The 25,856-nt window shown below is 60.3% G+C and carries 32 protein-coding genes; 23 read left to right on the top strand and 9 right to left on the bottom strand.

The window, feature by feature from the left end; translation table 11 throughout:
- The first annotated feature begins 211 nt into the window (after window positions 1-211).
- The 4 genes from GLP52_RS05925 (at window position 212) to GLP52_RS05910 (ending at window position 4,961) form a co-directional block, all read left to right on the top strand.
- Window positions 212-1,507: a helix-turn-helix transcriptional regulator gene (locus GLP52_RS05925; RefSeq protein ID WP_237271825.1), complete on the top strand. Its 1,296-nt coding sequence runs from the start codon at window positions 212-214 to the stop codon at window positions 1,505-1,507.
- A 108-nt stretch (window positions 1,508-1,615) separates the two neighbouring features.
- Window positions 1,616-1,999 (top strand): response regulator transcription factor, encoded by a 384-nt coding sequence (locus GLP52_RS05920; protein WP_093733912.1) that lies wholly within the window; start codon window positions 1,616-1,618, stop codon window positions 1,997-1,999.
- Window positions 1,996-2,268, top strand: coding sequence for a hypothetical protein (locus GLP52_RS05915; RefSeq protein WP_093733911.1), 273 nt, complete (start codon window positions 1,996-1,998; stop codon window positions 2,266-2,268). Before GLP52_RS05920 ends, GLP52_RS05915 begins: the two co-directional genes overlap by 4 nt.
- On the top strand, window positions 2,268-4,961 hold the full coding sequence (locus tag GLP52_RS05910) for a sensor histidine kinase (RefSeq protein ID WP_237271824.1): 2,694 nt from the start codon (window positions 2,268-2,270) through the stop codon (window positions 4,959-4,961). The genes GLP52_RS05915 and GLP52_RS05910 overlap by 1 nt, the downstream gene beginning before the upstream one ends.
- Before the next feature lie 170 nt (window positions 4,962-5,131).
- Here the strand turns inward: GLP52_RS05910 and GLP52_RS05905 are convergent, their stop codons facing one another.
- The 4 genes from GLP52_RS05905 to GLP52_RS05890 form a co-directional block, all read right to left on the bottom strand.
- Window positions 5,132-5,554: a TIGR01244 family sulfur transferase gene (locus tag GLP52_RS05905; RefSeq protein WP_093733909.1), complete on the bottom strand. Its 423-nt coding sequence runs from the start codon at window positions 5,552-5,554 to the stop codon at window positions 5,132-5,134.
- An 8-nt stretch (window positions 5,555-5,562) separates the two neighbouring features.
- Window positions 5,563-5,994, bottom strand: coding sequence for a DUF6691 family protein (locus GLP52_RS05900; protein WP_093733908.1), 432 nt, complete (start codon window positions 5,992-5,994; stop codon window positions 5,563-5,565).
- 1 nt (window position 5,995) lies between these two features.
- A complete protein-coding gene (locus GLP52_RS05895; protein ID WP_237271823.1) occupies window positions 5,996-6,427 on the bottom strand; it encodes a YeeE/YedE family protein in 432 nt (143 codons plus the stop codon).
- Window positions 6,428-6,559: 132 nt separating this feature from the next.
- A complete protein-coding gene (locus GLP52_RS05890; RefSeq protein WP_237271822.1) occupies window positions 6,560-6,799 on the bottom strand; it encodes a hypothetical protein in 240 nt (79 codons plus the stop codon).
- 107 nt (window positions 6,800-6,906) lie between these two features.
- Here GLP52_RS05890 and GLP52_RS05885 point away from each other — a divergent pair, with 107 nt between their 5' ends.
- Entirely contained in the window at window positions 6,907-7,194 is a 288-nt protein-coding gene (locus GLP52_RS05885) for a DUF2312 domain-containing protein (RefSeq protein WP_093733905.1), read from the top strand.
- Window positions 7,195-7,406: 212 nt separating this feature from the next.
- Window positions 7,407-8,738, top strand: coding sequence for a trigger factor (gene tig / locus GLP52_RS05880; RefSeq protein ID WP_093733904.1), 1,332 nt, complete (start codon window positions 7,407-7,409; stop codon window positions 8,736-8,738).
- A gap of 134 nt (window positions 8,739-8,872) precedes the next feature.
- On the opposite strand, the gene GLP52_RS05875 is transcribed toward tig, so the two are convergent.
- From GLP52_RS05875 to rpsF, 4 genes are all read right to left on the bottom strand, one after another.
- A complete protein-coding gene (locus GLP52_RS05875) occupies window positions 8,873-9,322 on the bottom strand; it encodes a transglycosylase SLT domain-containing protein (protein ID WP_093733101.1) in 450 nt (149 codons plus the stop codon).
- A 224-nt stretch (window positions 9,323-9,546) separates the two neighbouring features.
- Window positions 9,547-10,164, bottom strand: a complete 618-nt coding sequence (gene rplI, locus GLP52_RS05870; protein WP_237271820.1) for a 50S ribosomal protein L9 — start codon at window positions 10,162-10,164, stop codon at window positions 9,547-9,549.
- 11 nt (window positions 10,165-10,175) lie between these two features.
- Window positions 10,176-10,403 (bottom strand): 30S ribosomal protein S18, encoded by a 228-nt coding sequence (gene rpsR / locus GLP52_RS05865; RefSeq protein WP_005852865.1) that lies wholly within the window; start codon window positions 10,401-10,403, stop codon window positions 10,176-10,178.
- A gap of 29 nt (window positions 10,404-10,432) precedes the next feature.
- The gene (gene rpsF, locus GLP52_RS05860) at window positions 10,433-10,795 is read right to left on the bottom strand and encodes a 30S ribosomal protein S6 (RefSeq protein ID WP_005852867.1); all 363 of its coding nucleotides are present in this window, start codon (window positions 10,793-10,795) and stop codon (window positions 10,433-10,435) included.
- A 315-nt stretch (window positions 10,796-11,110) separates the two neighbouring features.
- Here rpsF and GLP52_RS05855 point away from each other — a divergent pair, with 315 nt between their 5' ends.
- Both GLP52_RS05855 and GLP52_RS05850 read left to right on the top strand, forming a co-directional pair.
- Window positions 11,111-11,605, top strand: coding sequence for a hypothetical protein (locus tag GLP52_RS05855; protein ID WP_237273434.1), 495 nt, complete (start codon window positions 11,111-11,113; stop codon window positions 11,603-11,605).
- Window positions 11,606-11,772: 167 nt separating this feature from the next.
- Complete coding sequence (locus GLP52_RS05850; protein ID WP_237272658.1) at window positions 11,773-12,342, top strand: YceI family protein; 570 nt, start codon at window positions 11,773-11,775, stop codon at window positions 12,340-12,342.
- Window positions 12,343-12,442: 100 nt separating this feature from the next.
- Here the strand turns inward: GLP52_RS05850 and GLP52_RS05845 are convergent, their stop codons facing one another.
- Window positions 12,443-13,639: a cytochrome b/b6 domain-containing protein gene (locus GLP52_RS05845; RefSeq protein ID WP_093733097.1), complete on the bottom strand. Its 1,197-nt coding sequence runs from the start codon at window positions 13,637-13,639 to the stop codon at window positions 12,443-12,445.
- A 147-nt stretch (window positions 13,640-13,786) separates the two neighbouring features.
- Between GLP52_RS05845 and fabD the strand changes: the two genes are divergently transcribed.
- From fabD to GLP52_RS05770, 15 genes are all read left to right on the top strand, one after another.
- Window positions 13,787-14,719 carry an ACP S-malonyltransferase gene (fabD, locus tag GLP52_RS05840; RefSeq protein ID WP_093733096.1) on the top strand — a complete coding sequence of 311 codons (933 nt, stop codon included), beginning with the start codon at window positions 13,787-13,789 and terminating at the stop codon, window positions 14,717-14,719.
- Window positions 14,720-14,743: 24 nt separating this feature from the next.
- On the top strand, window positions 14,744-15,481 hold the full coding sequence (gene fabG / locus GLP52_RS05835; protein ID WP_093733095.1) for a 3-oxoacyl-[acyl-carrier-protein] reductase: 738 nt from the start codon (window positions 14,744-14,746) through the stop codon (window positions 15,479-15,481).
- A 201-nt stretch (window positions 15,482-15,682) separates the two neighbouring features.
- Window positions 15,683-15,916 carry an acyl carrier protein gene (locus GLP52_RS05830; protein ID WP_005852881.1) on the top strand — a complete coding sequence of 78 codons (234 nt, stop codon included), beginning with the start codon at window positions 15,683-15,685 and terminating at the stop codon, window positions 15,914-15,916.
- Between the two features lie 179 nt (window positions 15,917-16,095).
- Window positions 16,096-16,629, top strand: coding sequence for a GNAT family N-acetyltransferase (locus GLP52_RS05825; protein ID WP_237271818.1), 534 nt, complete (start codon window positions 16,096-16,098; stop codon window positions 16,627-16,629).
- Window positions 16,630-16,716: 87 nt separating this feature from the next.
- Complete coding sequence (fabF, locus tag GLP52_RS05820; RefSeq protein WP_237271817.1) at window positions 16,717-17,976, top strand: beta-ketoacyl-ACP synthase II; 1,260 nt, start codon at window positions 16,717-16,719, stop codon at window positions 17,974-17,976.
- The gene (mltG, locus tag GLP52_RS05815) at window positions 17,976-19,160 is read left to right on the top strand and encodes an endolytic transglycosylase MltG (RefSeq protein ID WP_093733092.1); all 1,185 of its coding nucleotides are present in this window, start codon (window positions 17,976-17,978) and stop codon (window positions 19,158-19,160) included. Before fabF ends, mltG begins: the two co-directional genes overlap by 1 nt.
- A gap of 210 nt (window positions 19,161-19,370) precedes the next feature.
- Window positions 19,371-19,715 (top strand): hypothetical protein, encoded by a 345-nt coding sequence (locus GLP52_RS05810; RefSeq protein ID WP_237273433.1) that lies wholly within the window; start codon window positions 19,371-19,373, stop codon window positions 19,713-19,715.
- Window positions 19,651-20,994, top strand: a complete 1,344-nt coding sequence (locus tag GLP52_RS05805) for a DNA-packaging protein (RefSeq protein WP_443069445.1) — start codon at window positions 19,651-19,653, stop codon at window positions 20,992-20,994. The genes GLP52_RS05810 and GLP52_RS05805 overlap by 65 nt, the downstream gene beginning before the upstream one ends.
- Window positions 20,995-21,142: 148 nt before the next feature.
- Window positions 21,143-22,318 (top strand): phage portal protein, encoded by a 1,176-nt coding sequence (locus tag GLP52_RS05800; RefSeq protein WP_093733090.1) that lies wholly within the window; start codon window positions 21,143-21,145, stop codon window positions 22,316-22,318.
- On the top strand, window positions 22,311-22,535 hold the full coding sequence (locus tag GLP52_RS05795) for a GTA head formation protein, RCAP_rcc01685 family (protein ID WP_093733089.1): 225 nt from the start codon (window positions 22,311-22,313) through the stop codon (window positions 22,533-22,535). Before GLP52_RS05800 ends, GLP52_RS05795 begins: the two co-directional genes overlap by 8 nt.
- 25 nt (window positions 22,536-22,560) lie before the next feature.
- Window positions 22,561-23,175: an HK97 family phage prohead protease gene (locus tag GLP52_RS05790; protein WP_093733088.1), complete on the top strand. Its 615-nt coding sequence runs from the start codon at window positions 22,561-22,563 to the stop codon at window positions 23,173-23,175.
- Between the two features lie 4 nt (window positions 23,176-23,179).
- Window positions 23,180-24,355: a phage major capsid protein gene (locus GLP52_RS05785; protein ID WP_237271816.1), complete on the top strand. Its 1,176-nt coding sequence runs from the start codon at window positions 23,180-23,182 to the stop codon at window positions 24,353-24,355.
- 158 nt (window positions 24,356-24,513) lie between these two features.
- A complete protein-coding gene (locus tag GLP52_RS05780) occupies window positions 24,514-25,110 on the top strand; it encodes a head-tail connector protein (RefSeq protein ID WP_093733086.1) in 597 nt (198 codons plus the stop codon).
- The gene (locus GLP52_RS05775; protein ID WP_093733085.1) at window positions 25,107-25,445 is read left to right on the top strand and encodes a head-tail adaptor protein; all 339 of its coding nucleotides are present in this window, start codon (window positions 25,107-25,109) and stop codon (window positions 25,443-25,445) included. Before GLP52_RS05780 ends, GLP52_RS05775 begins: the two co-directional genes overlap by 4 nt.
- Window positions 25,442-25,852, top strand: a complete 411-nt coding sequence (locus tag GLP52_RS05770; RefSeq protein WP_093733084.1) for a DUF3168 domain-containing protein — start codon at window positions 25,442-25,444, stop codon at window positions 25,850-25,852. Before GLP52_RS05775 ends, GLP52_RS05770 begins: the two co-directional genes overlap by 4 nt.
- Window positions 25,853-25,856 lie beyond the last annotated feature (4 nt).

The raw sequence follows: 25,856 nt of genomic DNA, 5'->3' as shown, positions 1-25,856 counted from the left end.
AAACCACGGCCCGATTATTTTTCCGGGTCCATGATGCACAGAGGTGCAAATATGATATGAGAGGAAAACTGAAAACCGATCAACAAGCCCCTTGATAAAAACAACTATTCTGTAAATATATTCGCAGAGGCCTAGGGGGATTTGTAAATTTAATGATATTGCAGCGCAGAAAGCCGTTGATAATGCGGCATAATCCCGGCGGCTGTGTCGCATGACCCGCGATGCGTTGACCGGCAGTCGCATCCGCGAGCGGCGGGTGATGGCAGGGCAAAAGCAGGCTGATCTGGCCAAGCGGATCGGCATTTCGGCCAGCTATCTGAACTTAATCGAACACAACCGGCGCAGAATCGGCGGGAAACTGTTGCTGAACATCGCAGGCGCGCTTGGGGTGGAGCCGACAGCGCTGACCGAAGGAGCCGAAGCCGCCTTGATTGCTACCCTGCGCGAGGCCGCGGATGATGCTCGGCTGAGCGGGCCAGAGGTGAACCGCGCTGACGAATTCGCCGGACGCTTTCCCGGTTGGGCTGATGTGTTGGCCAGCGCGCAACGCCGGATCGCCACGCTTGAACGCACCGTCGAGACGCTGACCGACCGTTTGGCCCATGACCCGCATCTGGCGGCTTCTATGCACGAACTGCTGACCACCGCGGCGGCGATCCGGTCAACCGCGTCGATCCTTGCCGATACAAAAACCCTTGAACCCGAATGGCGCGACCGGTTTCACATCAACATCGATCAGGACAGCCGCCGCCTTGCGGATAGCGCACAGGCGCTTGTGGGGTACCTTGAGGCCGACCCCGAGATCACCCCCGCCGCCAACTCTCCGCAAGAGGAGGTCGAAGCGTTTCTAGCCGCGCACCGCTATCGTTTTGCAACGCTAGAGGTCACAGATGGGGATGCAGGAGCCATTGAGACGCTAATCCAGACTGCTCCCGACCTGCAAAGCGTTGCTGCACGGCATATCGCACGAGACGTTTTGCAGCAGATCGCCATCGATGCAGAGGCGCTGCCGATTGCCGGGCTGACGCAAGCGCTCGATGAGCTAGGGCCGGACCCCGTTGCACTTGCCGCGCTGCTGCGGCAGCCCGTGGCGCGTGTTTTGCGCCGTATGGCGACGGTGCCGGAACTGGGCGCGGGGCTGGTCGTTTGCGACCGGTCAGGCACGTTGATCTTCCGCAAATCCATCGACGGGTTTGTCGTGCCCCGCTTTGGCGCCTGCTGCCCGCTTTGGCCGTTGTTCAGCGTCTTGGGCAGCCCCGGCATGGTGCAAAAACAACGGGTGACGCAGCTGGGGCGGGGGTATTCCTCGTTTGATTGTTATGCGACCTGTGAACCCCAGAATGCGCGCGATTACAACGCGATGCCCTTGCTGCAGTCGGTCATGTTAATCCTACCCGCCAGCCCCGAAACCGTAGCTGTGCACGATGTCGGTGCCACGTGCCGGGTGTGTCCGCGCACCGAATGTCCGGCACGCCGCGAGCCGTCAATCTTGAATGATGGCGTATAAGGGCGGGCAACAGGCTTTTGACAGGGCAGGGTTTTCCGTGCATCCTGCCTCTCGGCCTACCAAGATCGCGTCCTAAGGCGGCCAGGGCCACAGGGAGGGATTTTGCCAATGGGCAAACACGTCGTGCTCGTAGAAGACGAGACGAACATCGCCGAGGCGATACGATTTTTATTAGGCCGCGAAGGCTGGCGCGTCGAAACGCTGGCCAACGGGGCCACGGCTGTCGACGTCATCCGCAATGCCAACCCCGATCTGGTGATGCTGGATGTGATGCTGCCCGGTAAAAGCGGTTTTGAAATCCTTAAAGAGCTACGCGCGGACGCGGCGCTGGCCGATCTGCCTATTTTGATGCTGACCGCCCGCGGCCAGACCCGCGACCGCGAAATCGCGCTAGAGGCGGGCGTCAGCCGCTTTATGACCAAACCTTTCTCTAATGCCGATATGCTGGCGGCCGTGCGCGATCTAACAGCTGCAGGCACTGCAGAGGCATGAGTAAACTACCCGGCTCGCCGCTGTTTCTTGAACGGCGCAGCTACCGGTTTCGCCGCATGATGGACGCCGTCCGGCTGCTGCCGCTGCTGGTGCTGGGGTTCTGGATGGTACCGCTTTTGTGGCCGGTGCCAGACCCCTCTGCGGGCGATGCTGTTCCCATGTCACATGCGCTGCGCTATGTCTTTGGCGTCTGGCTGGCGGGCATCGCCTGTTGCTTTTTGTTGTGGCGGCGGACAGCGCGTCAGATCGCACAGGAAACGCAAGGCTGATGGTGTCGCTGAACCAGCTGGTTGCCGTCTGTTTGCTGTATGTGGTGGGGCTTTTTGCCGTGGCCTTTGCGGCTGAACGCGCTGCCGCCCGCGGGCGTGGGGACTGGCTGTTGCGCTCGCCGTTGGTCTATACGCTGTCGCTGTCGATCTATTGCACCGCTTGGACCTTTTATGGCGCGGTCGGCTATGCGGCGCGATCAGGGCTGGAATTCGTGACGATCTATCTTGGCCCGTCGCTGGTGATGATTGGCTGGTGGTGGATCTTGCGCCGTTTGGTACGCATCGGACGGTCTCATCGCGTGACCTCGGTCGCGGATCTTATTTCGTCACGCTACGGGAAATCGAACCTCTTGGCGATATTGGTCACGATCATGGCCGTCATTGGGGTGACGCCCTATATTGCGCTTCAACTACAGTCGGTTACCCTGTCCTTGTCGATCTTTGCCAGCGCCGAGCCTCAGGCCCCGTCCGGCGGCGGCCAGATCAATTCGGCACAGGCGGCATTCTGGGTTGCGGTGGGGCTGGCGCTGTTCACGGTGTTGTTCGGCACCCGTAATTTGAACGCCAACGAACGCCATCACGGCGTGGTCATCGCCATCGCAGTAGAAGCGGTGGTTAAGCTGCTGGCGCTGCTGGCGGTTGGTGCTTTCGTGGTCTGGGGGGTCGCCGGTGGTGTCGAACAGACACTGGCGCAGATTGACCGGTCCGCGATCGGGCAATGGCAGGTCGAAGGGGGCCGGTGGACCGCGTTGACCCTGCTGGCCGCTGCGGCTTTTATTTGCCTGCCGCGCATGTTTCAGGTCTTGGTCGTGGAGAACGGCGACGAGCGCCACTTGCAGACCGCCAGCTGGGCTTTCCCGCTGTATCTCATGCTGATGAGCCTGTTCGTCGTGCCCATTGCCGTGGTCGGGCTCGATCTGCTACCCGAAGGGTCGAACCCTGATTTGTTCGTCCTGAGCCTGCCGCTGAGTCAGGGACAGAATTCGCTCGCGATGTTCGCCTTTCTCGGTGGGTTTTCCTCTGCCACATCAATGGTGATCGTCGCGACGCTGGCGCTGTCGACGATGGTGAGCAACCATATCGTGATGCCAATCTGGCTGACCTATGGACAAAACACTGTCCAGCAGTCGGGCGATGTGCGTCATGTGGTGATCCTGTCGCGGCGGCTGTCGATCCTGCTGATCATTTCGCTGGGGTATTGCTATTACCGGCTGTCGGGCGGGGGCGGTGCGCTTGCGGCGATCGGGACAATCTCTTTCGGGGGGGTGGCGCAATTTTTGCCGGTGCTGCTGGGGGGTATCTTCTGGCGCGGTGCGACGCGGACGGGGGCGATTTGTGGGCTGACCGTCGGCTTTGCACTTTGGGTCTATACAATGCTGTTGCCAAGCTTTGGCCCAGGGGCCGCGCTGTCGGCGTCTACCTTTCAAAACGGGCTGTTCGGATTGCAGTGGCTGCGACCCGAGGCGTTGTTCGGAATCAATGGGTTAGATCCAACCGTTCATGCCGTCCTCTGGAGCCTTTCAATCAATGCCTTGGTATTTATCGCTGTGTCCCTGTTCAGCTTTCCTGCCCCCGTAGAGCGGCTGCAAGGGGCGCAATTCGTGAACATCTTTGACCATTCCACGGCGGCACGCGGATGGAGCGCGTCGGTCGCGGCGAGCGAGGATCTGATGATCATGGCACAGCGCATTTTGGGCGCTGCAGAGGCGCAAGGCTTCTTTCGGGCGCAAGCGCAGTTGCAAGAAAAACACGACGGCCTACCGGAACCGACACCGCGATTTGTGCAGGCGCTAGAACGCGAACTCGCAGCATCTGTGGGGGCCGCTACGGCGCATGCTATGGTGGCGCAACTGGTGGGTGGGGCCTCTGTCTCGGTTCAGGATCTGTTGGCTGTGGCGGACGAATCGGCGCAGATGCTGGAATATTCCAGCCAGCTGGAAATCAAATCCCGTGCGCTGACAGATACCGCTGCGAAACTGCGCAGCGCCAATGACAAGCTGACCCAACTGTCGCATCAAAAAGACAGTTTTCTAAGCCAGATCAGCCATGAATTGCGCACGCCCATGACCTCTATCCGTGCCTTTTCTGAAATTTTGCGTGACGCCGAAGGGTTGGGACCGGAAGAAAAGACCCGCTACGCGTCGATTATTCACTCCGAAACCATCCGGCTTACGCGCTTGCTGGACGATCTGCTGGATCTGTCTGTGCTTGAAAACGGCGAGGTGTCGTTGAACCGACAACGTGGCGTTCTGCGCGATGTGCTGGATCAGGCGGTCACCACCGCGCGGGCGGCAAATACGCGTGTGATCAAGATTGATCGGGAAAGCGCGGGTGAAGATATCGTGCTGGATACCGATCTGGATCGTTTGGTGCAGGTTTTCATAAACTTGATTACAAATGCACAGAAATATTGTGTGGCTGATGACCCGCAGCTGTCGATCCGGGCGCATCAGCGGGGGCGGCGTATCATCGTTGATCTGATAGATAACGGCGCAGGAATTGACGCCGCTTCGCAAGCACTGATTTTTGAAAAGTTTAGCCGTTTACCGGGGCAAGGCGGCGAGGGGGCAGGTTTGGGGCTTGCTATCTGTCGCGAGATTATAAAGCGGCTAGAGGGAGATATATCGTATCTCACTGATGTGTCGGGCACCGGCTTCCGTGTCGAGCTGCCAATCGCGCAGACCGACGTCTAAGTCGATTTCTCATCGCATCTAAGCAGATTCGTAACCTTTGTCCGTCATCTTGAAGGGGATGAAGCAGCGGGAAAGGATGCGCGCTATGGGATGATGTAGATGAACGTGGCTGTGTGGGGGACAGCGCCAAGGCGGCGCTATCCGCTGTCGTGATGGAGCAAGAGGGGCTCTTAGGCGTAGGGGGCGCTGAGCACGTCACGCATATGGCTTAGGTCATAGCCGCCGGCACGGGCGGCTTCTATCAGCGTGTCAGCCGGTTGTTTGCCAGCCTGACCCAAAGCCCAAGCAATCGTGGATCGTGTGCCAGAGGCGCAATAGCCCAGAACGACTTCGTCCTGCGCCACGCTGATTTCGCGATTATGGGCAATCACGTCGGGGGTCATCGTTTGATGGGTCAACTCCTGATACGCGAAACGCAGTCCGGCAGCCTCTGCCGCGGCTTGAATGGCCGCATGTTGATGGCTGGGGGGAACCTCGGCGTCGGGGCGGTTGCACAAGATCAAGGTGATGCCTGCCTCTTTGATCGCGCCCATATCGGACGGGTCGATCTGAGGGGAAGCATAGAAGCGGGGGGTGATTTGACGAATATCCATAGTTTGATTTATCCAGCCGTCCGCGGTGTGTCTAGTATCCGCCGCGCTTTGGGGGCGATCATCATGCCTGCCAGCATGGCGATCAGGAAAATAATGCCGCCCAAGCCGCCGAAACCCAGCGACGCCAGCGCCGGACCCGGGCACAGCCCGACCAGTCCCCAGCCTGCACCAAACAGCACTGCGCCGATAATCAACTTGCGATCCAAGCGCGCATCGGGGCGGGCGGGAAAGTCACCACCCGTAACAGGGCGACGCGTACGGGTCATCGCCCACGCCACTGCCATAGGCAGAATGGCCCCTCCCATGACGAAGGCTAATGTCGGGTCCCAGCTGCCAAAGAAATCCAGAAACCCCTGGACCTTTTGGGTGTCTGTCATGCCAGACAGGTACAGTCCGGTGCCAAACAAAGCGCCCGCAAGCGCGGCAATCATGTTACGCATCTCAAATCCCTCCGACAAAGCTGCGCAAGACGACGACCATCAAGGCCCCCGCCGCAATATAGACCAATGTGGCGACGATGCCGCGGGGGCTCAGCCGCGAAATCCCGCAAACGCCGTGGCCGGACGTGCAGCCGTTGCCAATACGGGTGCCCAGACCGACCAGCAGCCCTGCCACGCCAACCAGCCAAAGGTTTTCGGTCAGGTGGGTCGTCGCTGGGGTCGGGGCCAGGGTCGCAATTGCCGCAGGAATAAGGATCAGGGCCGCCAAAAAGCTGATGCGTTCGACCCAAGTGCTGCGGCCCGATCCGTCGACCAGCCCGCCCACGATGCCACTGGCCCCCATGATGCGGCCGTTGCCCAGCAGATACACCGCGCCACCACATCCAATCAACAGCCCGCCAATCAGGCCCCAAATCCAATCTGCTTCAATCATATGCTATATTGCCCTCAAAGACCGCCATAAGTGGCAGGTGTCAGAGAGACATATAGTGACTTTTGAATGTGTGGCAAGGCGCAAGCGGTGAGAAGGCGGCCGGCAGAGCGCGCGATGACGTGCAAACAAGCGTTACCCGAGGATAATACCCACGACGACCATCATCAGCCCGATCACCGACAACAGCAACGCGCCAAGGTTCAACGGCAGGACTTTTTGCAAGACGACGCGCATCTCTTCTTCGGTGAGGGCGGCGCGTTTGGCGCGGGCCACGCGCACGATACACCAGACAAGCCCGACCAGCCCAACAAAGGAGATAGCTGCCCCCGCCCAGATCAGGACGTCAAAGATAGTTAGAGATGCGTTTTCCATAGGGCGCGAGCTATCCGAATTCCGCCCAATGGGCAAGAGTGGCTTGCGGCAGGGCAGGCACGGGGGTAGTCACTGCGCTGACCCATTCAAGACATAGGACGCCCCAGATGAGCGACAGTGCCACCAATCCCGAATCCGCAGACGCCATCGGTGATGCAACGTATCGTGTCACCGCAAACGAACTTCGCCAGTTCGTAGAGCGGATCGAGCGGCTGGATGCCGAGAAGAAAGACCTGGCCGAGCAGCAAAAAGAGGTCATGGCAGAAGCCAAGTCCCGCGGTTACGACACCAAAGTTCTGCGCAAGGTTATCGCGCTGCGCAAGCGCGAGGCGGATGATATCGCCGAAGAAGAAGCCGTCCTTGAAATGTACAAAGAAGCACTGGGCATGACCTAGGCTTGATCGGGGCCTGAGGCGGTGACCCTTCGCCGCTTGAGGACCACGCGAGACGTTATTTACCACCCGTAGGCGGGGGCAGGGGGCAAATTGCCCCGTCCCACGGGACCCCGCCGCCAAATCCGCTTGCGCCCAAGCGCAGGCCCCAATAGAAGAGCGGAAATTTTTCCGCCCGCGCCCCGCAATGCGCGGCCTTACCCTATGGAGCAAACATGCAGGTCAACGAGACGCTGAACGAAGGTCTGAAACGCGGCTATGCCATCACTGTGACAGCAGCTGAGCTGGAGGCCAAGGTCAACGAAAAGCTGGCCGAAGCGCAGCCCGAAGTCGAGATGAAGGGTTTCCGCAAAGGTAAAGTGCCAATGGCGCTGCTGAAAAAGCAGTTCGGCCAAAAGGTTATGGGCGAAGCAATGCAGGAAAGCATTGATGGCGCCATGCAGGAACACTTTGAAAAGTCCGGCGATCGCCCCGCGATGCAGCCTGACGTCAAAATGGCGAACGAAGACTGGAAAGAAGGCGACGACGTCGAGGTCACCATGACCTACGAAGCGCTGCCAGAAATCCCCGAAGTCGACCTGTCGTCCATCACGCTGGATAAAATGGTTGTCAAAGCTGACGACGCTGCCGTTGATGAAGCGCTGGCCAATCTGGCAGAGACCGCACAGGACTTTGAAGCCCGCGAAGAGGGTGCCAAGGCCGAAGATGGCGATCAGATCACATTTGATTTCCTTGGCAAGGTAGACGGCGAAGCCTTTGAAGGCGGCGCTGCAGAAGACTACCCGCTGGTTCTGGGTTCCAACTCGTTCATTCCCGGCTTCGAAGAACAGCTGGTCGGTGTTGTTGCGGGCGACGAAAAAGACGTCACCGTGTCCTTCCCCGAAGATTACCAAGCACCTCACCTCGCGGGCAAAGAAGCCGTGTTCGAGTGCAAAGTTAAAGAAGTGAAAAAGCCCGTCGCTGCCAAAATCGACGACGAGCTGGCCAAGAAATTCGGTGCAGAAGACCTCGCCGCGCTGAAATCCCAGATCGCAGAGCGTCTGGAAGCGGAATATACCGGTGCGTCGCGCGCTGTCATGAAACGCGGTCTGCTGGACGAGCTGGACAAGCTGGTCAGCTTTGACCTGCCGCCGTCGTTGGTTGAAGCCGAAGCCGGCCAGATCGCGCACCAGCTGTGGCACGAAGACAACCCCGAAGTCGAAGGCCACGATCACCCCGAGATCGAGACCACAGACGAGCACAAGAAGCTGGCCGAGCGCCGCGTGCGTCTTGGGCTGCTGCTGGCCGAGCTGGGGCAGAAAGCCGAAGTTCAGGTGACCGACGCGGAGATGACCCAAGCGATCATGAACCAGGCACGTCAGTACCCTGGTCAGGAGCGCCAGTTCTTTGAATTCGTTCAACAAAACCAGCAGATGCAGCAGCAGATGCGCGCACCGTTGTTCGAAGATAAAGTGGTCGACCACGTGTTCGAACAAGCGACATTGAACGAAAAAGAAGTGTCGAAAGAAGATCTGCAGAAAGCCGTAGAAGAGCTGGAAGACGAATAAGTCTTTCACCCTCGCCGGTGACGTAAAAAGAAAGGGCCGCCCGATTGGGTGGCCCTTTTGCTATCTGGGGGGGCGGTGCTGGCAGCGGCCCCGTGCCGGACGTCAGCGCAGCGGCTCAGCCCTTGCGCAGCGGCTCAGCCCTTGCGCAGGCCGGTTTCAACCAACATGCCGCGCCGTTTTGCTTCGTAATAGTAGCCGCGCGCGTACCATTTGATTGCTGTGGCGTGATCGCCATTGGACAGCAGCCAAGCGCCGCGCAGGTATTTGACGCCGTACTTCAAATTGACATCAGGATTTAGAAGCTCGCCGGCATCGCCTCTAAAGCCCATGCCGCGTGCGGTTGCGGGCAGGATCTGAAGCAGGCCGAAATACGGCCCATTGCGCGCCTCGGGACGGTGCGTGCTTTCGCGGATGGCAAGGCGGTGGACCAAGGGGCGGGGCACTTCGTAGTGATCGGCCCATTTATTGATCAGGCCACGCAGCTCTGGCGTCTCGTTCGGGTGTAAGGGCAGTTTACGGGCCACGGCGGGCGGTTCTGCTTCGGTACTGGCGCAGGCGGATAGGGCGGGTGCGCAAAGCAACATCTGACAAAGGGAGCGGCGTGTGAGCGTATTCATGCGGGTGACTCGCATCGTTGATGGGAGCCCCATGCATACAATCCATGAAATACCGCGCAATGACGCTGGTTTTTGATGGGCAGAGCGTCGCTTACCTAAGGGCGGCATGTCGCCGATTAGGCAACGAAAAACGTCGCCGCTGAAGGCTCAGCGGCGACGTTTCATTTGGAATCAGGTCGAAAGACTGAGGCTTACGCTTCGTCTTCGTCCGATTTCTCTTTTGCTTGTGGCTGATCATCATCGTCGTCGGATGCGGCGGAGCCGAGATCGTCAAACAGTTCAGAGATCTCGAATTCGGCGGCAGCTTCTTCTTCTGCGGCCAATTCCTGGATCGACTTGCCAGCAGCCTGAAGCTCGGCCTCTTCGGCGGAACGTGCAACGTTCAGCTGAATGGTGACTTCGACTTCGGGGTGCAGAACGACGGTAACGTCGTGCAGGCCCAGATCTTTGATGGGGCTGCCCAGAACGACCTGCTTGCGGTCGACTGTGAAGCCTTCGGCTGTTGCCACATCGGATGCGTCACGTGTTGTGACGGAACCGTACAGAGCGCCCGAATCGGAAGCGGAGCGGATCACAACGAACTGCTGACCGTTCAGCTTGTCCGCCATGGCTTCGGCTTCTTTTTTGGTCTCGAGGTTTTGCGCCTCAAGCTGTGCTTTCTGACCTTCAAAGGCTTCGATGTTGGCTTTGGAAGCCGACAGCGCTTTGCCTTGTGGCAGCAGATAGTTGCGTGCGTAGCCTGGCTTTACGTCCACGACTTCGCCCATTTGGCCCAGCTTGGCCACACGTTCCAGAAGGATAACTTGCATGTGCTTTCTCCTTACTTAACGGCGTAGGGCAGCAAGGCGAGGAAGCGGGCGCGTTTGATGGCACGGGCCAATTCACGCTGCTTTTTCGCGGAGACTGCGGTGATACGGGAAGGAACGATTTTGCCGCGCTCAGAGATGTAGCGCTGCAGAAGACGTGTGTCTTTATAATCGATTGCCGGTGCGTTGTCGCCCGAGAAGGGGCAGACCTTACGACGGCGGAAAAATGGTTTTGCGGCCATGGTTTATGTCCTTTATTGCAAGCTGATGATCAACGACGTTCGCGGCGTTCGCCACGCTCGGGGCGTTCGTCACGTTTTTGCATCTGGACCGATGGCAGCTCTTTATGCTCATCAACTTTGATGGTCAAAACGCGCATCACGTCATCATGCAAACGCATCAGGCGTTCCATTTCCTGAACGGCGGTCGCAGGTGCGTCCGAACGCAGGAAGGCATAGTGGCCCTTGCGGTTTTTGTTGATCTTATAGGCCATCGTTTTGACGCCCCAGTATTCGCTGTCGACGAGCTTGCCGTCGTTGTCAGCCAAAACTGTGCCAAAATGTTCGATAAGGCCTTCTGCTTGCGTGTTGGACAAGTCCTGACGCGCAATCATAACATGCTCATAAAGCGGCATGTGCACTCCTATTTATATCAAGGCGCATTTCATAGGTAGGGCATTTGCGTTTTGCGGCCCCACCACGAGAGTCTGCGCGGTTCAAAAGATAATGCAAAACGAAGGGCCGATATACACGGTTTCGCGGGCAGGGCAAGGGCGTGTGACGCGCAGGGCCAGACGGACCTCGAATTTGTGGCAGACGTATTTATAAACGGACGTTTGCATAGGTCTACTTTGATCACGGATGGGTCACGAGTGCGCCTCTTTTTCGTCATGAACTCATACGAGAACTGATGGGGAGAGAACATGGGTTGATGAAGGTTGGTCAGAGAAATGGGCGCAGTGACGAATTTTACGGCAGACAGCGTGCAGTTTTCAACGCAGGCCGGAATGGTGGATGGATCGCGGGCAGTGCTGCGCAGCGGTCAGCGGGTGCTCGGGGTGGCTTTGGTTTTGGCAGCGACAGGGCTGTGGCTGACGCCGGGGTCGAACTTTGGCTCGGATGTGATGTTGTTCAAGGTGGGGCTGTCTGTGCTTTCGCTTATGCTGGGCGCAAGCCTGATGCTATCAGGTCAAAAGCCCGCGTTGCCCGACATACAGATTGATACGCTGCGACGCGAGCTTCGGCTCGTACGCCCCCGCGCGGTAGGGGCCAAACGCGTGCTGCACCGGTGCAGCTTTTGCGATCTGGGAAGGGTAGAGCGAATTGGCCGGAATTTCCACTTTTGGGACGAACGGGGCAATTTCATTGTGGATGTTCATATTGCAGAACGTCGTGTGGTCGATAACCTGACCTTTAGCCTACGGGATTCCGGCCAGGTGGTCTGATCCTATCCGGGTGTTGTACGGCAAAGCGGGCATCTAAAAGCGAGCATCTAAAGGGCGCGCGACTGTTCGCTAATGCGCACTAAGTGTTGAACGCTGCTGGGTTGCTGAAATATTGAAATGCTTCATGTATACTCCAGACACACGCCAACAGGAGAATTCCAATGAACATGAAGTCTGTCCTTCTTGCTACTGCCCTTACACTGGGTGCCACATCCGCGTTCGCAGCCGAAAAATACGTGCTGGACGCAAGCCACAGCCAGATCGTTTTCACCTATAATCACCTCGGGTTCTCGACCACCACGTCGATGTTCAGCGGATTTGACGGTGAAATCATGATGGACGAAGCGGAGCCCGCGAATTCCTCGGTATCGGTGTCGTTTCCGGTCAAAGACATGATCACCGGCTGGGAGCCGCGCACCGAGCACTTTATGACAGGTGACTTCTTTGGGGCCGAAGATGGCGACATGGTGACATTTGTCTCCACGGGCATCGAAGTCACAGGCGAAAAGACCGCGTTGATCACTGGCGACCTGACCATGAACGACGTCACGAAATCCGTTGTGCTGGACGCCAAGCTGAACCAGATGGGCGAGCATCCAATGGCCAAGAAGCCTTGGGCCGGTTTCGACGCGACGACCACGGTCACACGCACCGATTTCAACCTTGGTCAGTTCGCGCCGTTCGTCAGCGACGAAGTGCAAGTGAACATCTCTATCGAAGCGATGAAGGCTGAGTAAGCTTTTTATTGAGTGAGAAAACGAAGACGCCGGGGCAGGTCCCCGGCGTTTTTGCGTTTATGGGGGCGGGGCCATATGGCCCGCGCCGTTGTGGATCGGATTACTGTCCTCGTGTGGCGGTGAGGTCGATATTCACGGTGACGCTAAAGGCGAGCGTGCTTTCATCCGTCACCGTTTCCCCGATGCCAAAGTCGCGACGGTCCAGCGTAGTGGTGCCTGTCATCTGCGCGGTGTCGTCCTGAAGTGTCAGGGTGAAGGGCAGTTCGACCGGTATGGACTGGTCCTTGATCGTGAGCGTCCCTGCCGCGATGTAGCCATCTGCGGCGACATTGATATCAGCTTGGAAGGTTGCGGTGGGGAAGGCCTCGGTATTGAAAAAATCCGCACCCATCGCCTGATCCGTCACCGACCCGAGGCTGAGCGTCGGGATCGCGACCGTGGTTGTCACCTCGCCGGCTTTGCCAGTTTGGACTGTCTCATCAAAGGTAATCGCGGATGTCCAATCGGCAAAGCTGCCTGCCACGACGGACCCGAACTGCGTGACCTCAAGCGCGATGGTGCCATTTTGGACCTGCCATTCGGACGCCACGGCGTCGAGCGTTGCGGTCTCTTCTGTATCTGCCGGTTGGCCCAGACCCAGCCCCAAACCCAGGCCGATTGCCGCGATCCAGACCACGGTCGCGGTTACCACCGGCGCAGCAGAGTGGTGTTGCGCAGGGAGCGGGCCAATCGCCGGCTCGCCCGGCAACATGCGTCGCAGCGTCGAATCGCGGTCGATGACATGATGCTTCACTGCGCCTGCCACATGCAGGACCAGCGCCCCGATCAGCAATTTGCCCGCGATAATGTGTACCGCGCCAAAGGCATGTTCGAGGGAGGTATTTTTAGGAATGAACGGCAGGGACTGCCCCAAAGGCCACCAGATCGGCGCAAAGCCGGAGGCCGCGGCGTGGCTGATCCAGCCGGCCAGCGGCACGATCACCAAAGACCCGTAAAGCACCCAATGCACCGTTTCGGCCAGCCAGCTTTCCAGTTTGTGATCCGCATTCAGCAGCCCCGGTTTCGTTTGAGCGAAGGCCCAGACGATGCGGGCGAGGGCGACAAAGAACACCGTGACACCCAGCGTTTTATGTAACGAAAAGAACCACGCCTTGCGGGTCAGGGCGTCTTGGGTGTCGTGAGGCAGGTCGCTGGCATAAAGGCCAAGTGCGATCAGCGTCAGGATCAGCAGGGCGGTGAGCCAGTGAAAAAACTTGGTCACCCCGCCGTAGCGGATTGCGGTATTGGAAAAGGCCATCGGGTTGCTCCGTCGGGAATTAAGGTGGCTTATCCATACTATAGCGGCTGGTCGGGACCAATGCGGATCAGCGCACAGTCGCCGTGCAGGCTTGTTTGACCGCTGCCCACGCGCTAAAGCGCTGGAAACGCAAATTCGGGGGACTTTATGACCATTGCATTCGTATATCCGGGCCAAGGCGCGCAAACCATCGGTATGGGCCGCGATCTGGCTGACGCTTATCCGGCGGCAAAAGCCGTGTTTGACGAGGTGGACGAAGCCTTGGGCGAAAAGCTGTCGACGCTGATCTGGGAAGGCGAGGCTGACGCGCTGACGCTTACCCAAAACGCACAACCTGCGCTGATGGCAACGTCAATGGCGGCGATGGCGGCGTTGAAGGCCGAAGGCATTACCGTCGACAAGGCGGCCTATGTCGCGGGCCATTCGCTAGGTGAATATGCGGCACTTTGCGCGGCGGGAACATTCTCGCTGTCGGATACGGCGCGGTTGCTGCGCATTCGCGGTCGCGCGATGCAGGCGGCTGTGCCTGTGGGGCAGGGCGCTATGGCAGCACTTTTGGGCCTCAGCTTTGAGCAGGCCGAAGCCGTCGCCGCAGAGGCCGCCCAGGGCGAGGTCTGTCAGGTCGCCAACCAGAATGACCCGGCGCAGAATGTTGTATCGGGCAGCAAGGCAGCCGTCGAACGCGCGATTGATCTGGCGAAAGCCGCCGGTGCTAAGCGTGCCTTGTTGTTGCCCGTGTCTGCCCCGTTCCACTGTGCCCTGATGGCCCCTGCCGCAGAGGAAATGGCCGGTGCGCTGGCGGATGTGACAATGAATGCCCCCGCCGTGCCGGTTGTGGCGAATGTAGTGGCCGAAGCGGTTACCGACCCCGATCAGATCCGCAAGCTGTTGATCGAACAGGTCACCGGTCAGGTGCGCTGGATGTCGTCGGTTGAATGGATGGGCGCGCAAGGCGTGACCGAGGTCTGGGAAATCGGCGCGGGCAAGGCTCTGTCCGGCATGATCCGCCGCATCAACAAGGAAATCACCTGCGTGAACATTGGCACCGCTGCCGATGTCGCCGCGGTGAAAACGGCCTGAGATAGGCCGCGAAAGGAATTACATATGTTTGATCTTACTGGAAAAAATGCGCTGATCACCGGTGCTTCGGGTGGTATCGGCGCTGAAATCGCGCGCAGCCTGCATGCACGCGGCGCGACCGTCGGCCTGTCTGGCACCCGCACCGAACCTTTGGAAGCATTGAAGGCAGAATTGGGTGAGCGCGCCCACGTGCTGCCCTGTAACCTGAGCGATATGGATGCCGTTGATGCGCTGCCCAAACAGGCGGCAGAGGCGATGGGTTCGGTCGATATTCTGGTCAACAACGCCGGCATCACCCGCGACAACCTGTTCATGCGCATGTCGGATGACGAATGGAATTCGGTGATCAACGTCAACCTGACCGCGACCTTCAAGCTGTGCAAAGGCGTAATGCGGGGCATGATGAAGGCGCGTTGGGGCCGGATCGTAAATATCTCGAGCGTGGTCGGTGCCACCGGAAACCCCGGTCAGGCGAACTATGCCGCGTCCAAGGCCGGTATGGTGGGCATGTCCAAATCGCTTGCCTATGAAGTTGCCAGCCGCGGGATCACCGTGAATGCTGTTGCCCCCGGTTTCATCACCACAGCAATGACCGACAAGCTGACCGACGACCAAAAGGCGGGAATCATGGGGCAGATCCCAGCGGGTCGCATGGGCGAAGCATCGGAAATCGCATCGGCTGTCGTCTATCTGGCCAGCCCGGAAGCCGCCTATGTCACCGGAACCACCTTGCATGTGAACGGCGGTATGGCCATGTTGTGAGCCTGCGCTGCAAAGCGTTTGCCAAATCTGCGCGTTGTGCTAAATGGGGCGCAGAATCCACGACAGGGAGGCTTGATTGCCCCCCTTACCTTGTGACAACAAGGGCCATAGCCGCCCCTCGGGGCACGATCCATACGGACCGCATAAGGTTCTGACGGAAACAGAAGAGGGCAGGATTGCCCGAATGAATGAGGACTGAATATGAGCGACGTCGCAGACCGCGTAAAGAAGATCGTTGTAGAGCACCTGGGTGTTGAAGAAGACAAAGTTGTTGAGAACGCATCGTTCATCGACGATCTTGGCGCAGACAGCCTCGACACTGTTGAGCTGGTTATGGCGTTCGAAGAAGAGTTCGGCATCGAGATCCCCGATGACGCAGCTGAGAACATTCAGACCTTCGGCGACGCGGTCAAGTTCATCAAAGAAGCGTCCTAAGACGTTTTCGCCAGCCGCAGCCCAATAGGCGTCGCGGCGGCACGAGATTTAGAGAACGGCGTTCTTCCTAGCGGAAGGGCGCCGTTTTTGCTTGGGGGGACCGCGCGTCTCTTGTCTTGGACGGGCTGTGGCGTGACACTGGTCATGACAGAAATTCAAGCGTGAAGGTAATTCACCACATGTCGCGATCAGTACCGACCATCAATACCGCCCGTCTCACCCTGCGCGCCATGCGGGCCGAAGACTTTCCTCGTTATGCTGACATCTGGGCCACGCCCGCTGTGGTGACCCATATTACCGGCAAGCCCAAACCCAAGGCTGAAAGCTGGGATGCGTTTTTGCGCAATGCCGGCCATTGGCAGATTGTCGGGTTCGGGCAATGGGCGATCCAGTCGCGCGGCACCCGCAAGATGGAAGGTCAGGTCGGTTTTTTCTTTGGTTCCCGCGGGTTTGGCGACGATTTCGATCCCTTTCCAGAGGCCGGTTGGGTGTTGGCCCCCGAAGCGCAGGGCACGGGGTTGGGACTTGAGGCCGCGCGCGCGGCGCATGACTGGTTCGACCGCGTGGTGACGGGGCGCACGGTGTGCATGATTGCCGTGGCGAATGCGTCGTCGCTGCGTCTGGCCGAGACCTTGGGATATACCGCGCTGCGCGACATAGAGCTTGACGGCGACGAGATACGTCTGATGACGCGCAAAGGCCCGCCGGTCTGACTGTGGCTTGGGCGCTTCGCGTCTTGAAATTTACGGTCTCGGCAAGGTATAGCCGGTCAACGCAAAGAAACACCAAGGGGCTTGGATATGCGCAGAGTAGTAGTGACAGGTTTGGGATTGGTAACTCCGTTGGCCGATGGCGTGGAGGCCAGCTGGTCCAGAATTTTGGATGGTCAGTCCGGTGCAGGCAGGATTACGGGCTTCGATCCCAGTAAACTGGTCACTCAATACGCCTGCGAAGTCCCCCTTGGTGATGGCACCGACGGCACGTTCAACGGCGATAAATACATGGAGCCGAAAGAACAGCGTAAGGTAGATACCTTTATTCTGTTCGGCATGGCGGCAGCACAGCAAGCGGTCGAGGATTCCGGCTGGATGCCCACAGACCGCGAAGATCTGGAACGCACCGGCGTGTTGATCGGGTCTGGCATCGGTGGCTTGAATTCTATCGCGAATACCGCTGTCATGATGCACGAAAAAGGCCCACGCCGCGTGAGCCCGTTCTTTGTGCCCGGCGCGTTGATCAACCTGATCTCGGGTCAGGTATCGATTCGCTATGGGTTCCGTGGTCCGAACCATTCGGTCGTGACGGCCTGCTCTACCGGAGCGCACGCAATTGGTGATGCGAGCCGTCTGATCCAACATGGTGACGCCGATGTGATGATCGCTGGCGGGGCCGAGGCCGCGATTTGCGAGATCGGCATGGCGGGCTTCAACGCCTGTAAAGCACTGTCCACCAAGCGGGGCGACGATCCGACCAAGGCAAGCCGCCCCTATGACGCCGATCGTGATGGTTTCGTCATGGGCGAAGGCGCGGGCATTGTGGTGTTGGAAGAATACGAACACGCCAAAGCGCGTGGCGCCAAGATCTATGCCGAGGTTCTGGGCTACGGGATGTCGGGCGACGCCTATCACATCACCGCACCTGCCGAAGACGGCGACGGGGCGGAGCGGTCCATGCGCAATGCTTTGCGCAGTGCCGGTCTGGCACCAACCGATATCGATTACATCAACGCCCATGGCACATCGACCATGGCCGATGTGATCGAACTGGGTGCCGTAGAGCGGATGCTGGGCGATGCGGTTGAAACGGTTACCATGTCGTCGACCAAATCCGCCACCGGTCACCTGTTGGGGGCTGCGGGCGCAATCGAGGCGATCTTCTCTATTCTTGCGATCCGCGATCAGGTGGCACCGCCGACCATCAACCTCGACAACCCTGCCGTTGAAACCAAGATCGATCTGGCACCGAACAAGAAGGTGGAGCGCAAGATTGACATCGCGCTGAGCAACTCGTTCGGCTTTGGCGGCACCAACGCGAGCGTTATCTTCGGGAAAGCATCCTAATGTGGCGGCATATCGCGTCTAACGCTGTTACGTTTCTGATTTTAGGTTTGTTTTTGTTAGGCGGGATTATTCTGTGGGGCCGGGGGCAGTATGATGCGCCCGGACCTCTGTCGCAGGCGATTTGCTTGCAGGTGGAACGTGGGTCGAACATGCGGGCTGTCGGCGATGATCTTGCCACACAAGAGGCCGTAAGCTCGTCCGCGATCTTCCGTCTTGGGGCCGAATATGAGGAAAAGACCCGCGCCTTGAAGGCGGGGAGCTTTCTGATCCAGCCCGAAGCCTCGATGAAAGAGATCGTGGATACAGTCACGCGCGGCGGGGCCAGCACTTGCGGCACCGAGGTCGTGTACCGGATCGGCGTCAATCGTATCAGCACGCAGGTACGCGAGCTGGACCCGACCACCAACCGTTTCGTCGAACGGGCTGAGTTCTCTCCTGGGGAGGATGAGGTGCCTGAGGTCTATACCCAGACCAAAGCCAAAGCTGACACACGTTTCCGCATCGCAATGGCCGAAGGCGTAACCAGCTGGCAGGTCACCGAAGCGTTGAAATCCATCGACTTGCTGGCTGGCGAGATCGAGGCGGTGCCCGCCGAGGGGACCTTGGCCCCCGACAGCTATGAAGTGTCCGAGGGCGATGACCGCGCCGCGATCCTGGCCCGCATGGCTGCCGCGCAAGAACAGCGTCTGGCCGAGGCCTGGGATGCCCGCGATCCTGATCTGCCGATTGAAACGCCGCAGGAGCTGTTGATCCTTGCGTCGATCGTCGAAAAGGAAACGGGCGTGCCGGAAGAGCGCGAGCAGGTTGCCAGCGTGTTCGTCAACCGTTTGAACCAGGGCATGCGTCTGCAGACCGACCCAACCGTGATCTATGGCATCACCAATGGTCAGGGCATTTTGGGGCGTGGACTGCGCCGCAGCGAGCTGCGCAAGGAGACACCGTTCAACACCTACGTCATTGACGCGCTGCCGCCGACGCCCATTGCCAACCCCGGTCGTGCGAGCCTGATGGCCGCCGCACAACCGGCCAGCGAGGACTATGTTTTCTTTGTTGCCGATGGCACGGGCGGTCACGCTTTTGCCGAGACATTGGAAGAGCATAACGCCAATGTGGCACGCTGGCGCAAGATCGAGGCAGAGCGCGGCGCGGAAGCGGCGGGCAATGCATCAACGGGCGGAAACTAAGTGTCAGAGCGGGTGTAGGTTAGGAATTTGTTAACCATCGTAAGGGGTTGAAAGGTTTCGGTAACCTTGTTTTCCTTGACTTTGCGTCCGCTCTGACATAGAAATACGTCCATGCTAGAAGACATGGGCAAACGGCCCCGGATTAAGTTCCGGTGGCCGTTTTTTCGTGTTTGCTCGGGTTGGAGGTCCAAAACGAGAGGTAAGAGCAAGATGACGATGAATACCCCGGAACAGGAAATTGCTGCCAGCCAAGAGCAGCTTCAAGCGTTGCAGACCGCGATCCGCGATTTGCGCCGCGAGATAGAGAGCCTGAGAGAACAGGCCCGATCCGGGGAGGAAGTAAACGAAACAGCAGCGTCGAAAGCATTGGGTAAAGCCAGTGGCATGGTGGCGACCTGCGTCAAAGTGGAGACCTATCTGAATGACTGCAGAAACAGACAAGCGGGCATTGCCCGAGGCGGATACGCGCTGGACATGGAGCAGGCGCGGGCTGACATCGGGTGCAAGCTGGATCGGCTCCGCCGATGTTGCGGTGCAAGACCGGTTCTTGAATGATCTGGATGAGGGAGAGCTTTTGGCTCTCCCTTTTTTATTCGAGTTCTGGGCGATGCCGCATCAGCTGCCCCCGACAGGCGACTGGCGGTCCTGGCTGATCATGGGCGGGCGCGGTGCGGGCAAGACGCGGGCGGGGGCGGAATGGGTGCGTGCGCAGGTCGAAGGGTCGCGGCCCTTGGATGCGGGGCGCTGTAGGCGTGTGGCGCTGGTGGGCGAGACGATAGAGCAGGTGCGCGAGGTCATGATCTTTGGCGATAGCGGGATATTGGCGTGCTCGCCCGCGGATCGGCGACCGGACTGGGAGGCGACGCGCAAGCGGTTGGTCTGGCCAAACGGGGCGGTGGCGACGGTTCATACTGCGCATGACCCCGAAGGGCTGCGCGGGCCGCAGTTTGATGCGGCGTGGGTGGACGAATTGGCCAAGTGGAAAAAGGCCGAAGAGACGTGGGACCAGTTGCAGTTTGCTTTGCGGTTGGGGGATGACCCGCGGGTCTGTGTGACCACGACTCCGCGCAATGTCGGCGTGCTGAAGGCGTTGCTGGCGTCGCCCTCTACCGTGACCACCCATGCGCCGACAGAGGCCAATGTCGCGAACCTTGCGGGGTCATTTCTGGAGGAGGTGCGCGCGCGCTATCGCGGGACGCGGTTGGGGCGGCAGGAGCTGGATGGTGTGCTGTTGGCGGATGCGGAAGGGGCATTGTGGACCTCAGAGAGGATCGAGGCGGGGCGGGTGCGGGATGTGCCTGCGCTGGACCGGATCGTCGTGGGGCTGGATCCGGCCACGACGGCTGGTGCGGGATCGGATGAATGCGGGATTGTGGTCGTAGGCGCGCAGACGCAAGGCCCGCCGCAGGACTGGCGAGCGGTGGTGCTGGCCGATTGCACGGTGCAGGGGGCGACCCCGTCGGCTTGGGCGCGGGCCGCGATCTGCGCGATGGAGCAATTTGGCGCGGACCGCTTGATCGCCGAGATCAATCAAGGTGGGCAGATGGTGGCGGAGGTCTTGCGACAAGTCGATCCGATGGTGCCGGTCAAATCGGTTCATGCCAGCCGTGGCAAGGTGGCGCGGGCAGAGCCTGTGGCTGCGTTGTACGAGCAGGGCCGCGTGGGCCATGTCGCGGGATTGGACGCGCTGGAGGACCAGATGTGCCGGATGACAGCGCGGGGGTACGAGGGCGGCGGATCGCCCGACCGCGTGGATGCGCTGGTCTGGGCGCTGCACGAGCTGATGATCGAGCCTGCGGCGCGGTGGCGAATGCCCGGGGTGCGGGGGTTGTGAGCGGTTCGAGGAGGAGAACGGCCCTTCGGGGAGAGTTTAACCGGCAAAATGAAGCGGTGTTGCGAGCGCTGCGTTCGGTCTGGTCGGGCGGCGTTAAGAGATTGGTGAGATTTTCATGGGGCGGTCAATGAGCAGGGAGAGCAGCGGCATGGTTTTTGATTTTCTCAAACGGGGGGCGGGTGAGGCGGTTGCGCAGACGAAAGCCTCTGCCACGGGGCCTGTCGTTGCCTATCAGACCAGCGGGCGTGTGGCCTGGAGCCCGCGCGACGTCGTCAGCCTGACGCGCACCGGCTTTTGCGGCAACCCTGTGGGGTTTCGGTCGGTCAAGCTGATTGCGGAGGCCGCGGCGGCCTTGCCCTTGGTGTTGCAGGATGCAGAGCAACGGTTCGAGACCCACCCACTGCTGAAGCTGGTGGCACGGCCAAACGGAGCGCAGGGGCGGGCCGAGCTGCTGGAGGCGCTTTATGCGCAGCTGCTGTTGACGGGTAACGGGTATATCGAGGCGGTTGGGGCTGGCCCGGTGCCGGCGGAGCTGCATGTTTTGCGGTCGGATCGCATGTCGGTGGTGCCAGGGGCGGATGGCTGGCCGGTGGCCTATGAATATGCCGTCGGCGGGCGCAAGCACCGGTTTGACGTGTCAGGGGATACGGCCGCGATCTGTCACATCAAGAATTTTCACCCGCAGGACGATCATTATGGCTTTAGCCCGATGCAGGCGGCGGCGATAGCGCTGGACGTGCACGCGGCGGCGTCGCGGTGGAGCAAGGCGCTGTTGGACAACGCAGCGCGGCCCTCGGGGGCGATTGTGTACCGCGGGGCCGAGGGGCAGGGCAAGCTGAGCGACGACCAGTACGACCGTTTGGTGAGCGAGATGGAGAGCCACCATCAGGGCGCGCGCAATGCGGGGCGACCGATGTTGCTGGAAGGCGGGCTTGATTGGAAGCCGATGGGGTTTTCGCCTTCGGACATGGAGTTTCACCGCACCAAGGAGGCGGCGGCGCGGGAGGTGGCCCTGGCGTTTGGGGTGCCGCCGATGCTGCTCGGGATCGCGGGAGATGCGACCTATGCCAATTACCAAGAGGCGCATCGGGCCTTCTATCGGTTGACGGTGTTGCCATTGGCCACGCGGGTTGCGGCCGCACTTGGGGCTTGGCTGGCGGGATTCACGCAAGAGGCGGTGACGCTGAAGCCCGATCTGGATCAGGTGTCGGCCTTGGCGCAGGAACGCGATGCCCAATGGGCAAGGGTGGCGGGGGCTGATTTTCTGACGCAGGCGGAAAAGCGGTCGTTGTTGGGGCTGCCGGCGGTGGCGGCTGATGGGTGAGGAGATGGGATATGACCGGTTTGAATGTGCGCCGGGCTTGCGGTTGCAGGCGCATGAGAGGGTGAGTGCAATCCACCACGAGAACCTCTTGCAGCGGTTGGACCGGCTGGAAGAGATGATGGAGCGGCTGGAGCGGCGGTTGTGGTTGACCGTCTACGGTGTGGTCGCGGTGATTTTGGCGCAGGCGGTACAGTCGTTTCTGGTGGTCGCGCCGTAGCAATTTGAACGCAAGGGAGGGTGTCATGGAAGATGGCATGCGCTTCGGCCTCGGGTCGGAGAACGGGAGAGGTTTGCCCCACATGGGCGACGAGTTGGAGCATAAGTTTGCGCGTTTTGACGAAGGGCTTTTGGTGGAAGGCGGCTTTGAGATCAGCGGCTATGCCAGCCTTTTCGGCCGCGTCGATCAGGGCGGCGATCTGGTGGCGCGGGGGGCTTATGGCGCGTCGCTGGCGGCAGCAGAGGCCGCGGGTCGGCGGATCAAGATGCTGTGGCAGCACGATCCGGCCCAGCCCATCGGCGTGTGGGACGAGCTACGCGAGGACGCGCGCGGGCTCTGGGTCAAGGGGCGGCTGCTGGACAGTGTGGCACGGGGCCGAGAGGCGGCGGCGTTAATCGAGGCAGGGGCAATTGATGGCCTGAGTATCGGCTATCGCACGCAGCGGGCGGCCAAGAATGACGCGGGCCAACGTGTGCTGCAGACGCTTGATCTGTGGGAGGTGTCGCTGGTGACGTTTCCCATGCTGCCCACCGCGCGGGTCGCGGCGAAGCGGGATTTCATTGCCGTCGGAGAGGTCTTGCGCGGCATGGCAGGTGTCTTTGACGAGGCACGGCAGAATTTAAACCGGAACGGAGGGTGAGCGGATGGAGCGGGCAGTGGAGGACACGGGTGATGAGCGAAGCGGCGCGGTGGAGGAGATGCGCCGCGCGGTGGGTGGATTCGTACAGGATTTCAAAGGGTTTCAGGACGATATGACGACCAAGTTGCAACAAACAGAAGAGCGAATGACTATGTTGGATCGAAAGATGACTGTGCCGGCGCGGACCCCTCTGGCGGGGGTGGTGGAGAGCGGTGCGCCGCATCAGAAAGCGTTGCAGGCCTATATCCGTAATGGCGATGACGACGGGTTGCGCGGGCTTGAACTGGAGAGCAAGGCGCTGTCGGCGGCGGTGAATTCGGATGGCGGCTATTTGGTGGATCCACAGACGTCGGATCGGGTGATGTCGGTGTTGAATGCCACGGCGTCGATCCGCGCTATCGCGTCGGTCGTACAGGTGGAGGCGACGTCCTACGATGTGCTGGTGGATCATGCCGACGTGGGGGCCGGTTGGGCGACAGAGACGGGTGCCGTGTCAGAGACCGACACGCCGCAGATCGACCGGATCACCATCCCATTGCACGAGTTAAGCGCGCTGCCTAAAGCGTCGCAGCGGTTGCTGGATGACAGTGCCTTCGACATCGAGGCCTGGTTGGCGGGGCGGATCGCCGACAAATTTTCGCGGGCCGAAGCCGCGGCCTTTATCCACGGCGACGGGATCGACAAGCCCAAGGGGTTTCTGGCCCATGCCACGGTCGACAATGTGATCTGGGCGTGGGGCAATCTGGGCTATGTGCCCACCGGCGTCGCGGGGGAGATCACGGCGGATGCGGTGGTTGATCTGGTCTATGCGCTTGGGGCGCAGTACCGCGCGCAGGCCAGTTTCGTGATGAGCTCGAAGACCGCGGGCATTGTGCGCAAGCTTAAGGATCTGGACGGGCGGTTCTTGTGGTCCGACGGGATGACGCAGGGCCAGCCCGCGCGGCTGATGGGCTATCCGGTGCTGGTGGCCGAGGACATGCCCGATGTGGCAGCGGATTCATTCTCGGTCGCGTTCGGGGACTTTGCTGCCGGCTATACCGTGGCGGAGCGGCCAGACCTGCGTATTTTGCGCGATCCCTTTAGCGCCAAACCGCATGTGTTGTTCTACGCAACCAAACGGGTGGGTGGCGACGTGAGCGATTTCGCCGCGATCAAGTTGCTGAAATTCGGCACCGCGTAAGGCGCGGGGTCGAACACGGGGGGCCGGTGATGTCCGGCCCTCACCCCCGGGCGCGCGACGATGCGCCGGGTGCATTGCCTAGCTGCTGCCTCCGACCGAGCGATGCAGTCGGGGTGCGCGTCCGGGGGGCTTTGGCGGGCTAGATTTGGAGCGATGAGATGTTGATCGAAGAGACAGGGGTGGCGCAGGCCGATCTGCCGCTAGAGCCGTTCAAGGCGCATTTGCGGATGGGCAGCGGCTTTGGCACTGAGACGGTACAAGAGCCGGTGCTGGCGGGATTTTTGCGCGCAGCCATCGCAGCGATAGAGGCACGCACGGGCAAGGCTCTGATCACGCGACAGTTCGCGCTGACTTTGCCGGAGTGGAAAGACACGCAGGCGCAGGCTTTGCCCGTGGGACCGGTGCAGGGGATCGTGAGCGTTACGGTGGTGTCGCGGGATGGGCCGGAGACGATGATTGAGCCGCAGCGGTATTGGTTGGTGCGGGACATGCAGGTGCCGCTGCTAAAACCGTCGGGGGCAATGCTGCCCTATATCCCGCCACAGGGATCGGTCGAGATCGTGTTTGAGGCGGGGCTTGGGCAAAGCTGGGGCGCGGTGCCTGCGGATTTGCAGCAGGCCGTGCTGATGCTGGCAGCGCATTACTATGAGTATCGCCACGAAACCCGGTTGGGCGACGGCTGTATGCCCTTTGGTGTAAGCAGCCTGATCGAACGCTACCGCCCGCTGCGGATCGGCTTGGGGGCACGCGCATGAACCAGCTGTCGTTGAACCGCCGCTTGGTGCTGGAGGCGCAGGTGCCCCAGCCTGATGGTGCGGGTGGAGAGAGCCGGACATGGGTGCGGGTGGGCGATCTGTGGGCGGATGTCAAAGCGCGGCGGGGGCGGCGATTGGGCAAGGGCGGTATCGAGGTAAGCCGCGGGGTTTGTGTGGTGACGGTACGCGGTGCCCCTGTGGGTGATCCGGCCCGCCCCTTGCCCCAGCAGCGGTTTCGTGAGGGCGCGCGGGTCTATCAGATCCAGTCTGTGGCCGAACAAGACGCACAGGGGCGGTATCTGGCCTGCCTGACCCATGAGGAGGTGGCGGTATGAGCTATGGCATGGGGTTTGCCCTGCAGCAGGCGGTCTTTGGCGTGCTGAACACGGATCAGGCGGTCACGGCGCTGGTGGGGGATGCGGTTTTTGATGCGGCCCCTGCGGGGGAAGTGCCCGCGCTGTATGTGCAGTTGGGCGCAGAAGCGGTGCGCGATGCCTCTGACGGGACGGGCGGCGGGGCCGAGCATCGGTTTATGGTCCTTATCGTGACGTATCATGCGGGGTTCGCCCCCGCGAAACAGGTGGCCGCGGCGGTGAGCGATGTGCTGATCGGAGGGCAGTTTGCCCTGAGCCGCGGGCATTTGGTTAGCCTGACATTCGAGCGGGCCGTTGCGCGTCAGGTTGGGGCGGAAGCACGTCGACAGATAGAGATGCGGTTCAAGGCACGGGTTCAGGACGGCTGAGCCG

The organism is Sulfitobacter sp. M22, from assembly GCF_021736025.1.
GTDB lineage: Bacteria > Pseudomonadota > Alphaproteobacteria > Rhodobacterales > Rhodobacteraceae > Sulfitobacter > Sulfitobacter litoralis.
The sequence above is the reverse complement of the archived record's forward strand: the minus strand, read 5'-3'. Positions and strand labels throughout refer to the sequence as shown.